This window comes from Allobosea sp. 05T422_2 (assembly GCF_056396265.1).
In genome coordinates this window covers 53,675-64,976 of sequence record NZ_JBFTLD010000007.1, presented here as the reverse complement: position 1 = coordinate 64,976, position 11,302 = coordinate 53,675, and the positions used below count along the sequence as shown (strand labels likewise).

The 11,302-nt window shown below is 65.5% G+C and carries 11 protein-coding genes; 7 read left to right on the top strand and 4 right to left on the bottom strand.

The features are described from left to right. The first annotated feature begins 27 nt into the window (after positions 1-27). The 7 genes from AC1DJT_RS02750 to AC1DJT_RS02720 all read left to right on the top strand — a co-directional run bounded on the left by AC1DJT_RS02750 (position 28) and on the right by AC1DJT_RS02720 (position 5,471). Complete coding sequence (locus tag AC1DJT_RS02750; protein WP_476833479.1) at positions 28-828, top strand: carbohydrate ABC transporter permease; 801 nt, start codon at positions 28-30, stop codon at positions 826-828. Beyond that, positions 828-1,664 carry a carbohydrate ABC transporter permease gene (locus tag AC1DJT_RS02745; RefSeq protein ID WP_113515117.1) on the top strand — a complete coding sequence of 279 codons (837 nt, stop codon included), beginning with the start codon at positions 828-830 and terminating at the stop codon, positions 1,662-1,664. The genes AC1DJT_RS02750 and AC1DJT_RS02745 overlap by 1 nt, the downstream gene beginning before the upstream one ends. 110 nt (positions 1,665-1,774) lie before the next feature. After that, positions 1,775-2,749, top strand: coding sequence for a transaldolase (tal, locus tag AC1DJT_RS02740; protein ID WP_441506043.1), 975 nt, complete (start codon positions 1,775-1,777; stop codon positions 2,747-2,749). Beyond that, entirely contained in the window at positions 2,749-3,300 is a 552-nt protein-coding gene (locus AC1DJT_RS02735; RefSeq protein WP_441506044.1) for a cysteine hydrolase family protein, read from the top strand. Before tal ends, AC1DJT_RS02735 begins: the two co-directional genes overlap by 1 nt. A 243-nt stretch (positions 3,301-3,543) precedes the next feature. Next, positions 3,544-4,155 (top strand): HdeD family acid-resistance protein, encoded by a 612-nt coding sequence (locus AC1DJT_RS02730; RefSeq protein ID WP_441506045.1) that lies wholly within the window; start codon positions 3,544-3,546, stop codon positions 4,153-4,155. A 171-nt stretch (positions 4,156-4,326) separates the two neighbouring features. Then, positions 4,327-4,890 carry a YceI family protein gene (locus AC1DJT_RS02725; RefSeq protein ID WP_441506046.1) on the top strand — a complete coding sequence of 188 codons (564 nt, stop codon included), beginning with the start codon at positions 4,327-4,329 and terminating at the stop codon, positions 4,888-4,890. After that, positions 4,887-5,471, top strand: a complete 585-nt coding sequence (locus tag AC1DJT_RS02720; RefSeq protein WP_441506047.1) for a cytochrome b — start codon at positions 4,887-4,889, stop codon at positions 5,469-5,471. The genes AC1DJT_RS02725 and AC1DJT_RS02720 overlap by 4 nt, the downstream gene beginning before the upstream one ends. On the opposite strand, the gene AC1DJT_RS02715 is transcribed toward AC1DJT_RS02720, so the two are convergent. From AC1DJT_RS02715 to amaB, 4 genes are all read right to left on the bottom strand, one after another. After that, entirely contained in the window at positions 5,462-7,132 is a 1,671-nt protein-coding gene (locus AC1DJT_RS02715) for a thiamine pyrophosphate-binding protein (RefSeq protein WP_441506048.1), read from the bottom strand. The two genes, AC1DJT_RS02720 and AC1DJT_RS02715, sit on opposite strands and share 10 nt — an antisense overlap. Next, positions 7,125-8,312, bottom strand: coding sequence for a CaiB/BaiF CoA transferase family protein (locus AC1DJT_RS02710; RefSeq protein ID WP_476833478.1), 1,188 nt, complete (start codon positions 8,310-8,312; stop codon positions 7,125-7,127). The genes AC1DJT_RS02715 and AC1DJT_RS02710 overlap by 8 nt, the downstream gene beginning before the upstream one ends. A gap of 114 nt (positions 8,313-8,426) precedes the next feature. Continuing rightward, a complete protein-coding gene (locus AC1DJT_RS02705; RefSeq protein ID WP_113515131.1) occupies positions 8,427-9,644 on the bottom strand; it encodes an acyl-CoA dehydrogenase in 1,218 nt (405 codons plus the stop codon). A gap of 18 nt (positions 9,645-9,662) precedes the next feature. Then, complete coding sequence (amaB, locus tag AC1DJT_RS02700) at positions 9,663-11,183, bottom strand: L-piperidine-6-carboxylate dehydrogenase (RefSeq protein ID WP_441490108.1); 1,521 nt, start codon at positions 11,181-11,183, stop codon at positions 9,663-9,665. Between the last annotated feature and the right edge of the window lie 119 nt (positions 11,184-11,302).

Below are 11,302 nucleotides of genomic sequence, written 5' to 3'. Positions count from 1 at the left end.
ACGCGAGACAGGGCGCTCTGGGGCGCGCTGATGCTGATGCCCTATATTCTCGTCTTCGCCGTGATGGTGGTCTACCCGGTCGGTTACGGCCTCTGGCTGGGGCTCAACTGGCAGTCCTATCGCGCACTCTTCGCGGACCCGATCTTCGTTCGCACGGTAGTCAATACCATCATCTTCCTGTTCGTGGCGGTGAACCTCAAGTTCCTGCTCGCGCTCTGGCTCTCGGGCTTCTTCGTGCAGCAGCGCGCCTGGGTGCGCATCGTGCTGGTGCTGTTCATCCTGCCCTGGGCCGTGCCCTCGATTCCGACCATCCTGTCCTTCCGGGTGATGCTGAACCCGGAGAACGGCATGCTCAACCAGCAGCTCTTCCACTGGTTCGGCATCGTCGAGGGGCCGGGCTGGCTCACCGACCCGACACTCGCCTTCGCGAGCTCGATCATGGTCCATATCTGGAAGTCGCTGCCGTTCTGGACGCTGATCCTGGTCACCGGCCGCCTGGCGATCTCGCAGGATCTCTATGAGGCCGCGAGCGTCGACGGAGCCAACGGGTGGCAGCAGTTCCGCTTCATCACCTGGCCGTCGCTGGCGACGCTCTATGTCACCTCGACCATGCTCTCGATGATCTGGACGCTGGGTGATTTCAACAGCGTCTACCTGCTCACCGGGGGTGGGCCGGGCGACTTGAACCATGTGCTGGCGACACTCGGCATCCGCTACATGCGCAACAACAACCTGGATCTCGGTATCGCCTCCATCATCGTCGCGATGCCGCTGATCCTGCCGATGGTCTTCGTGATGGTGAAGCGCCTGTCCAAGGGAGCCGAGTGATGAAAAAGGTTCTCGACGAAGGCAAGCTGATCCTGATCGCGATCCCGGTCCTGCTCTGGACCCTTCTGCCGATCTACCATCTCTTCGTGCTCTCGATCTCCAACCAGGAGTCGATGCTGGCCGGCAAGCTCTGGCCCGATCAGCCGACGCTCCAGAACTTCCAGATCGTCTTCAAGCAGCAGCATTATTACCTGACCAATTTCTGGCTGCAGATGTTCAACAGCTTCTTCATCGCCGTGGCCACGGGGCTGCTGACGCTCTTCGTTGCCACCTGCGCCGCCTTCGCCATCGCCCGGCTGCGGGTCAGGGGCGGGCGCACGATCATGAACCTGGCATTGGCGACCTACCTCATCCCGGCCGCCTTCCTCGCCATCCCGATGTACAAGGCGATGGGCTCCTACGGGCTGCTCAACACGCAGACTGCGCTGATCCTCGCCATGGTCGCGCTGGCTTCGCCCTATGCGATCTGGGTTCTGAAGCAGGCCTCCGACAAGCTGCCGAAGGAACTCGACGAGGCGGCGATCATGGATGGCGCGACCTCGCTGCAGCTCTTCCGCATGGTCTATCTGCCGCTGATGAAGCCGTCGATGGTGGTCATCGGCATCTACGCGCTGCTGCTCGCCTGGAATGAGTATCTCTACGCCTTCCTGCTGCTCTCGAGCGAAAAGGCGGTGCCTCTGGCAGTGGGGCTTGGACTCTTCCTCTCGGCGGATGACGCACCCTGGAATCTGCTGATGGCCGCGGGCCTGCTCTACGCCATCCCGCCGGCTGTGATCTATTATGGCTTCCGCAAGAACATGGTCGGGGGCCTGACATCGGGGGCAGTCAAGAGCTGACCCATCTGCGCCGTGCGCGCAGCCGTCMTTCCGGCCTACTCGCTTGACCGGACCGGAAGAGCGCCGCAGGTTTGACCATTGTTCAAGACACCGATTTCGGCAGGATCGCCATGACCGCTTCCAAGCTCGACCAGCTCCGCAAGATGACCACCGTCGTCGCCGATACCGGCGATATCGAAGCGGTGCGCCGTCTGAAGCCTGTCGATTGCACCACGAACCCGACCTTGCTGCTCAAGGCCGTCGAAACCCCGGCCTATGCCCATCTCGTGGATGAGGCGATTGTCTGGGGCCGGAAGGCTGCCGGTTCCAGCGAGGCCCGCGTGCATGCGGTTTGCGACCGGCTGGCCGTGACCTTCGGCGCCGAACTTGCCGGAATCGTCCCCGGACGGGTCTCGACCGAGGTCGATGCCGATCTCTCGTTCGACACGCAGGCGAGCATCGACAAGGCCCGTGCCATCATCGCTGCCTACAAGGAGCGCAGCATCGGGCGGGAGCGCATCCTGATCAAGATCGCCTCGACCTGGGAGGGCATCCAGGCGGCCAGGGTGCTGCAGGCCGAGGGCATCGACTGCAACCTGACCCTGCTCTTCTCGCTGCCGCAGGCGATCGCCTGTGCGGATGCGAAGGCCTTCCTGATTTCCCCCTTTGTCGGTCGAATCCTCGACTGGCACGTCAAGGCCGGCGGCGGCCCCTACACGGCGGAAACCGATCCCGGCGTGGTCTCGGTCCGCACCATCTATGCCTATTACAAGGCTTACGGCATCGACACGGTGGTGATGGGCGCCTCTTTCCGCAATACGGGCGAGATCGAGGCGCTGGCGGGCTGCGACCGGCTGACCATCGGCCCCGGCCTGCTCGACGAGCTCGCCGCGGCGCAGGGCGATCTGCCGCGCAGGCTCGCGCCGGACAATTCCGGGAAGGCACCCGCGAAGCTGCTGCTCGATGAGAAGGCGTTCCGCTTCGCGCTGAACGAGGATGCAATGGCGACAGAGAAGCTCGCCGAAGGCATTCGCGGCTTCGTCAAGGATCTGCGCAACCTGCGCAAGCTGGTCGATGCCCGTCTCGAGGGCGCCAAGGCTGCCTGATGTCGGCACTTGTCATCATCGACGTCCAGCGCGACATCCTGGCCGTGCCGGTAGCTGCGCGCGCAGTCGTCGGGGAGCGCTTTGCGAAAGTGCGCGAGCGCCTGGCCGAGTTGATCGGCCGCGCGCATGCCGCCCAGCGCCCGGTGATCTTCATCCAGCATGACGGCCCGGCCGGACACCGTCTGGAAACCGGGACCCTAGGTTGGGACCTTCATCCCGACCTGCCGCGACAACCCGGCGACATCGTCGTTCACAAGACGGCCTGCGATTCCTTTCACGACACGGCCCTGCAGGTTGTGCTCGCGGAACGGAGGATCGGCCATCTCGTGATCGCCGGATTGATGACGCAGTACTGTGTCGACACCACCTGCCGGCGTGCCGTCGGCCTGGGCTTCGATGTCACGCTCGTCGCCGATGCGCATACGACCGCCGACAGCGATACGTTGCAGGTCGAGCAGATCGTGGCGCATCACAATGCCCTGCTGGATGGTTTCGATGCCGGTTCCGCGACGATCCGTGTCACGCCGCTGGCTCAGGTCGCGTTCGCCTGAATGGCGGCCCGGCGCGGTCGCCAAGAGCGCGCTCGGACGGCTGGGAACGGCCGATGAGCTGGYCGAGCTCGTCGCCTGGCTGGCGAGTGAGCGCTGCAGTTTCTCCGCCGGCGCCGTTTTCGATCTTTTGGGCGGTCTGGCAACCTATTGAGAACATTAGCGGTTCGCCCCTAGGGTGCGCCCGGAGTTGACGGCGAGCCCCGGTGGTGGGAGCCTTCGTGAAGTTCCACTGGGGGCCTGGTCATGTCGGACGCACCCGCGCATCAACCACCTTCTCTCGGTACGCATCTCCTGCCTTTGCGACGTAACTGGGGCTGGCTGCTTGCAGCCGGTATTGCCCTGGTCATCCTTGGCGTGCTCGGGCTTGGCGCTTCCGCCTTGCTCAGCGTTGCCAGCGCCATCTGGTTCGGCGCGATGATGTTCGCCGGCGGCGTGGTCATGCTGATCGACGCCTTCCGGCACAGCGGCTGGAAAAGCCTGCTGATGCATGTGCTGATCGGCCTGCTCTATCTCGGCGTCGGCATCATGACCTTCATCAACCCGGTCGTGGCGACGGCGTCGCTGACGCTTCTGGCGGGCTTTGCCCTGGTCGCAGCCGGCATCTTCCGCATCATCGTCGCCTTCCAGACGCGGCCGACGCCGGTCTGGATCTGGGTTCTGGTCTCCGGGCTGCTTTCACTCGCGCTCGGCGGGATGATCCTGGCGCAATGGCCGGCCTCGAGCTTCTGGGTCCTCGGCACCTTCCTCGCGATCGAGCTGATCTTCCAGGGCTGGGCTTGTATCGCATTGGCCATGGCGATCCGTTCGACCTTCAATGGCGCCGCCGCCAGGCGAGCGACGCCGCAGGCAGGCTAGATCACCGGACCGGACATCGTATCCGGTCCGGTGATCGAACCCTTTGTGTTTGCATCGGCTTTCCCGAAAGCCGCAATCCACCTTTCAGGCCGATGCATTAGGGCGGCATCACCTTTGCGTGTGCGGGGCCGGGTGCCACGGCCCGGCCATCATGGGCGCGACAATGGCGGGATGCTCCGTTATGTCGCACTCGTGATTGCCGGCCTGGTCGTCGCCGAGCCTGCAGCGGCGCAAACGACCTGGCGTATCGAGCGCGGGGCCACCGATATCAGCTTCGTGACCCGCCGCTTCGGGGCAGTCGTCGCGACCGGCCATTTCACGCATTATGACGGGACATTGGCGCTCGATTTCGATCGGCCTGAACGCAGCCGCATCAGGGTCACGATCGAGACGGGTTCGCTCCAGGCCGGCTCTGCCCTCATGGATGGCTTCATCAAGGGCGAGAGCATGCTCGATACGGGGCGCTATCCGACCGCGAGCTTCACCTCTGCTGCGGTGATCCGCACCGGCGACCGCAGCCTCGAGATACGCGGGCAGCTCACCATCCGTTCGATCACCCGCCCCATTACGGTGATGGCTGTCGTCGATGGCGACATCGACAGGGCCAGGCGCGGCGAAAAGCTGCCCTTCCAGGCCAATGGCACCTTTTTGCGCCCTGCATTCGAACTCGGCCGGGAGGTCAATGTCGTCGATGACGCGGTCGAGCTTGTGATCAAGGGGCAGCTTGCGCGATGAGCGAGGTGGTGGGGCGGCCGATGCGCTGGCACCCGGCCCTCGTCGCGCTGCATTGGCTGACATTGCTGCTGGTCATTGCCCAGTTCCTGATCGCGTCGCCGATGCGCGATGAAAGCCGCAACCTCGTCGAGCGTTTCGAACTCTACCAACTGCACAAGTCGGTGGGATTGACGGTCGCAGGCATGATCGTGCTGCGGCTTGTCCTGCGCATGGTCGCCCCTGTGCCGCCGCCGGCGAATGCTGGGCGATGGCTGCAGCGGGCCAGCGACGTGGTCCATGCAGGCCTGTATGTCTGCCTGATCGCGCTGCCTGTCACGGGATTGCTCATGGTGTCGGCCGCGCCGCTGCAGATCCCGACGCTCTATTTCGGCTGGCTTGCCGTCCCGCATCTCATCGGGCCCGACAAGGCGACCTATGAGCTGATGCAGGCTCTGCATGCCTGGGCGGGCAACCTTCTCCTCGCGCTCGCCGCGATTCATGTCGCGGCGGCGCTGGTTCACGTACTGATCTGGCGTGACGGTCTGCTGCGCCGCATGTGGTTCGGCCGCAGATGGGTCGCGCTCCGCGGCGATCAGCGCTGAGCGGCGAAGGCTTCCTCGCGGATCGTGGAGAGCGACTTTGCCGGCGTGATCGCTTCGGGATCGAGCAGGCAGTGGATGATCGCCGGCTTGCCGCTGGCGACCGCGCGCTCGAAGGCCGGAGCGAACTCGGCCGTGGTCTCGACGCGCTCGCCATGGCCGCCGAAAGCCTTGGCATAGGCCGCGAAATCCGGGTTCTTCAGCGTCGTTGCCGAGACGCGGCCAGGATAGTGCTTCTCCTGATGCATGCGGATCGTGCCGTACATGCCGTTGTCGACGACGACGACGATCACCGGCAGTTCGTACTGCACGGCCGTCGCGAAATCCTGGCCATTCATCAGGAAACAGCCGTCGCCGGCGAAGGCGACCACCGTTCTCTCGGGAAACAGCCGCTTGGCGCCGATTGCCGCCGGCACGCCATAACCCATAGACCCGGAGGTCGGCGCGAGCTGCGTCGCAAACTTGGTGAAGCGATGGAAGCGATGCACCCAGGTGGCGTAGTTGCCGGCACCGTTGCAGAGGATCGCGTCATCGGGGAGGTAGCGACGCAACCAGGTGACGGCCTCGCCGGGATGGAAGGCGCCAGGTACCGGGGCGGGCTGCTCGCTCCAGGCGAGATAGGCATCATGCGCTTCGGCCGCCGCACTCGCCCAGTTGATCGTCTGGGGCGGATGAACGGTCTCCAAGGCGGCGCAGAAGGCGGTCGGCGAGGCATTGATCGCGAGGCTTGGCCGGTAGACGCGGCCGAGTTCTTCCGGATCGGGATGGACATGCACCAGCGGGCGGCCCGGATTGGGGATGCCGAACAGCGTGTAGGACTGGCTCGGCATCTCGGAGAGGCGGCCGCCGACCAGCAGCACGAGATCGCTGTCCTGGATGCGCTTCAGGAGCTTCGGATTGGGGCCGATGCCGAGATCGCCGGCAAAATTCGGATGGTTGGCCGGGAACAGCATCTGCCGGCGGAAGGAGACCGCGACCGGCAGGTCGAAGCGCTCGGCAAAACGCTGGAAACGCTCGATCGCCTGCGGGTTCCAGCGCGAGCCGCCGAGGATGGCAATCGGCGATTTCGCGGCCCAGAGCCGCTTCTGCAGGTCGATCGTCTGCAGCAGCGAGGGATGCGTCTCGGTGACCTGATAGGGTTCTGCGTCCGCGACGTCGGCGAGGTCGGTCAGCACGTCCTCGGGCAGCGCGATCACCACCGGGCCGGGGCGGCCGGAGGTCGCGACATGGAACGCACGGCTGATGATCTCGGGAATGCGGGCAGCGTCGTCGATCTCCGTCGCCCATTTCGTCATGGTKCCGAAGACGGCGCGGTAATCGAGTTCCTGGAAGGCTTCGCGCTCGCGCATGCCGCGCTCGATCTGGCCGACGAACAGGATCATCGGGGTCGAGTCCTGGTCGGCGATATGAATGCCCGGCGAGGCATTGGTCGCGCCGGGGCCGCGGGTGACGAAGCAGATGCCGGGCTTGCCTGTGAGCTTGCCGGCAGCCTCGGCCATCATCGCGGCGCCGCCTTCGGCGCGGCAGATGGTGACCTTCAGCTTCGCGTCATGCAGCGCGTCGAGCACGGCGAGATAGCTCTCGCCGGGCACGCAGAAGGCGTCGGTCGCGCCATGAATCAGCAATTGGTCGACGAGGATCTGCCCGCCAGTCCGTTCAGCCATGTGTATGCCCTCCCCAGGCGGGGTCGTTCAGGATGTCGTCTTGATGTTCGCCGAGCCGAGGGCTAGGCCGCGATGCGACCTGCCGTTCGCCGTCGATGACGATGGGCGAGGCGACGGTCGGGATCGCGCCCTTGGCCGCAGCCTCGGCAGGCAGGTCGACCTTGATGCCGCGGGCCACCACCTGCGGATCGGCAAAGACCTCGTCGATCGTGTTGATCGGGCCGGCCGGAACGCCGGCTTCTTCCAGCGCAGCCAGAAGTTCGGCCTTGTGGCGGCGGGCGGTCAGCGAAGCCAGCATCGGGATCAGGATTGCGCGGTTGGCGACCCGGCCCTTGTTGTCGGCATAATCGGCATGACTGCCGAGATCGGAGCGGCCAAGCACGTCGCAAAGCCTGCGGTATTGCCCGTCATTGCCGGTCGCGATGATGATGTGCCCGTCTGCGACGGGGAAGACTTCGTAGGGCACGATATTGGGATGGGCGTTGCCGAGCCGGGCCGGGGCTTTTCCTGAGACCAGGTAGTTCAGCGCCTGGTTGCCGAGCACGGCGACCTGCGTGTCCATCAAGGCAAGGTCGAGCGTTGCGCCCTCGCCGGTGRCATCGCGTCGCCGCAGCGCCGCCAGGATGCCGACGGTCGCGTAGAGCCCGGTGAAGATGTCCGTCTTGGCATAGCCGGCCTTGGTCGGCTGGCCGTCGGGCTGGCCGGTGATCGACATCGAGCCGGCCATGCCCTGGATCAGGAAGTCGTACCCGGCGCGCTCGGCATAGGGACCGTCCTGTCCGAAGCCGGTGATCGAGCAATAGATCAGGTTCGGATGAAGCTTGCGCAGCGAGGCGGCGTCGAGCCCGTATTTGGCGAGCCCGCCGACCTTGAAGTTCTCGATCACCACATCGGCATGGCCGGCGAGCTTGCGCACCAGGGCGCGGCCCTCCTCCGTGCGGAAATCGGCCGTGATCGAGCGTTTGCCGCGGTTGGCGCTGTGGAAATAGGCCGCCGAGAGCGTGCCGCCGTCGGTCCCTTCGACGAAGGGAGGACCCMAGTTGCGGGTGTCGTCGCCTTCTGGGCTTTCGACCTTGACGACATCGGCGCCGAGATCGGCCAGCAACTGGCCGATCCAGGGGCCGGCAAGGATGCGCGCGAGTTCGAGGACGCGCAGGCCGGCAAGGGGAGGAGTCGTCATCAGGTCATTCCGGCTTCGAGGCTGCCGTCATGGCCGGGTTTGGCCCAGCCATCCCTTGAAGGGTGCGCGGCAAAAAGACATGCCTGGGGCAAGCCCCAGGCATGAGGTCGCGGCTCAGAAGAACGCCTGCAGCCCGGTGACGGCGCGCCCGAGGATCAGCGCATGAACGTCATGCGTGCCCTCATAGGTGTTGACCGTCTCCAGGTTCGCGGCATGGCGCATGACGTGGAACTCGATCGAGATGCCGTTGCCGCCATGCATGTCGCGGGCCTGGCGGGCGATGTCGAGCGCCTTGCCGCAATTGTTGCGCTTTACCAGCGAGATCATCTCGGGCGCCATCCTGCCGTCGTCGAGCAGGCGGCCGACGCGAAGCGAGCCCTGCAGGCCGAGCGTGATCTCGGTCAGCATGTCGGCGAGCTTCTTCTGGTAGAGCTGGGTCTGGGCCAGAGGCTTGTTGAACTGCTTGCGGTCGAGCCCGTACTGGCGGGCGCGGTGGAAGCAGTCCTCGGCGGCGCCCATCACGCCCCAGGAGATGCCGTAGCGGGCGCGGTTGAGGCAGCCAAACGGCCCCTTCAATCCAGAGACGTTCGGCAGCAGGTTCTCTTCCGGCACGATGACGCCGTCCATGACGACCTCGCCCGTGATCGAGGCGCGCAGGCTGAGCTTGCCGCCGATCTTCGGCGCGCTCAGGCCCTTCATGCCCTTCTCGAGGATGAAGCCGCGGATCTGGTTGTCATGCGCGGCCGACTTCGCCCAGATCACGAACACATCCGCGATCGGCGAATTCGAGATCCACATCTTCGAGCCGGTCAGCTTGTAGCCGTCGGCCACCTTCTCGGCGCGGGTCTTCATGCCGGCCGGGTCGGAGCCGGCGTCGGGCTCGGTCAGGCCGAAGCAGCCGATCCACTCGCCGGAGCCGAGCTTGGGCAGGTACTTCTTGCGCTGGTTCTCGTCGCCATAGGCGTAGATCGGATACATCACGAGCGAGGACTGCACGCTCATCATCGAGCGATAGCCGGAATCGACGCGCTCGACCTCGCGGGCCACCAGCCCATAGGAGACGTAGTTGGCGCCGGCGCAGCCATATTCCTCCGGCACCGTCACGCCGAGCAGGCCGAGTTCGCCCATCTCATTGAAGATGGAGCGGTCGGTCTTCTCCTCGAGATAGGCCTCCGAGACGCGCGGGAGCAGCTTCTCCTGCGCGTATTGGCGGGCCGTGTCGCGGATCAGGCGCTCGTCCTCGTTGAGCTGGTCGTCGAGCAGGAAGGCATCGTCCCACTGGAATTCCGCGAGCTTGTGGCTTGCGGAGTGGCTGCGTGCGGCTTCGGCCATGGTTTCTCTCCCGTTCGCTCAGGCGTCGACGTCGAAGCTGACGCCCTGCGCCAGCGGCAATGTCGTGCCGTAGTTCAGCGTATTGGTAGCGCGGCGCATATAGGCCTTCCACGCGTCCGAACCGGCCTCGCGGCCGCCGCCGGTCTCCTTCTCGCCGCCGAAGGCTCCGCCGATCTCGGCACCCGAAGGGCCGATATTGACGTTGGCGATGCCGCAATCCGAGCCTTCGCCGGAAACGAAGGTCTCGGCCTCGCGCATGTCGAGGGTGAAGATGGACGAGGAGAGACCGGCACCGACCGCGTTCTGCAGCGCGATCGCCTGGTCCAGCGTCTTGTACTTCATGACATAGAGGATCGGCGCAAAGGTCTCGCGCTCGACCGGGCCGGTCTGCTCGGGCATCTCGACCAGCGCCGGACGGACATAGAAGCCACCGCTGCCGACATCGACCTTCTCGCCGCCCTGGACCTTGCCGCCGGCAGCCTTGGCTTCGCCGAGCGCCTTCTGCATGCCCTCATAGGCAGCCTCGTCGATCAGCGGCCCGACCAGCACGCCGGCCTCGCGGGGATCGCCGATCTTGACCGAGCCATAGACCTTGATCAGGCGCGGGATCAGCGCGTCATAGACGCTCTCATGGACGATCAGGCGGCGCAGCGTGGTGCAGCGCTGGCCGGCCGTGCCCATCGCAGCAAAGGCGATGCCGCGGAGCGCGATATCGAGATCGGCGGAAGGCGCCACGATCGCGGCATTGTTGCCGCCGAGTTCGAGAATGGCGCGGGCGAAGCGGGCGGCGAGCTTCTGGCCGACTTCCTTGCCCATCCGGGTCGAGCCGGTGGCGGAGAGAACCGGCACGCGGTGATCCTGCACCAGTGCGTCGCCGATCTCGCGACCGCCGATCAGGACTTCCGACAGGCCGACCGGAGCCTCGGGGCCGAAGCGCTTCATGGTGCGCTCGACGATGGCCTGGACGGCGAGCGCCGTCAGCGGGGTCTTCTCGGAGGGCTTCCAGACGACGCTGTCGCCGCAGACGAATGCAAGCGCCGCATTCCAGGACCAGACGGCGACCGGGAAGTTGAAGGCCGAGATCACGCCGCAGACGCCGAGCGGATGCCAGGTCTCCATCATGCGGTGGCTCGGGCGCTCGGTGGCGATGGTCAGGCCGTAGAGCTGGCGCGAAAGACCGACCGCGAAATCGCAGATGTCGATCATCTCCTGGACTTCGCCGAGCCCCTCGGAGGTGACCTTGCCGGCTTCCAGCGTCACCAGCAGGCCGAGATCGGTCTTGGCGTTGCGCAGCTCCTCGCCGAGCAGGCGGACGAATTCACCACGGCGCGGGGCCGGGACCTTGCGCCAGGCCAGGAAGGCAGACTGCGCGCGGCCGATCGCCGCCTCGGTCTCCGCAACGCTCGTCTCGCGCAGCGTCGCCACCGTCTCGCCAGTGATGGGGGAGCGTGCTGCAAGGCCCGCGGACGCGAAGACGGTGTCCGGCACGCCGAGACGCTTGAGCAGCGCGAGCGCATCCTTCGGCAAAGATGAAGCCATGTCCTGGTTCCGACCTGTCGATTGCTAGTATGTCAAATGGCGCGGGAAAGAGCCGCCGCGCCGGAAGGGCGCAGAATGCCCTCTTCCGGTTGCGCTCGGCAACCGATATGTTCTCACGA

Coding starts and splice junctions, on each gene's coding strand:
- amaB (WP_441490108.1), bottom strand. CDS start 11,183: ATGGCTTCATCTTTGCCGAAGGATGCGCTCGCGCTGCTCAAGCGTCTC.
- AC1DJT_RS02705 (WP_113515131.1), bottom strand. CDS start 9,644: ATGGCCGAAGCCGCACGCAGCCACTCCGCAAGCCACAAGCTCGCGGAA.
- AC1DJT_RS02745 (WP_113515117.1), top strand. CDS start 828: ATGAAAAAGGTTCTCGACGAAGGCAAGCTGATCCTGATCGCGATCCCG.
- tal (WP_441506043.1), top strand. CDS start 1,775: ATGACCGCTTCCAAGCTCGACCAGCTCCGCAAGATGACCACCGTCGTC.
- AC1DJT_RS02725 (WP_441506046.1), top strand. CDS start 4,327: ATGCTCCGTTATGTCGCACTCGTGATTGCCGGCCTGGTCGTCGCCGAG.
- AC1DJT_RS02720 (WP_441506047.1), top strand. CDS start 4,887: ATGAGCGAGGTGGTGGGGCGGCCGATGCGCTGGCACCCGGCCCTCGTC.
- AC1DJT_RS02730 (WP_441506045.1), top strand. CDS start 3,544: ATGTCGGACGCACCCGCGCATCAACCACCTTCTCTCGGTACGCATCTC.
- AC1DJT_RS02735 (WP_441506044.1), top strand. CDS start 2,749: ATGTCGGCACTTGTCATCATCGACGTCCAGCGCGACATCCTGGCCGTG.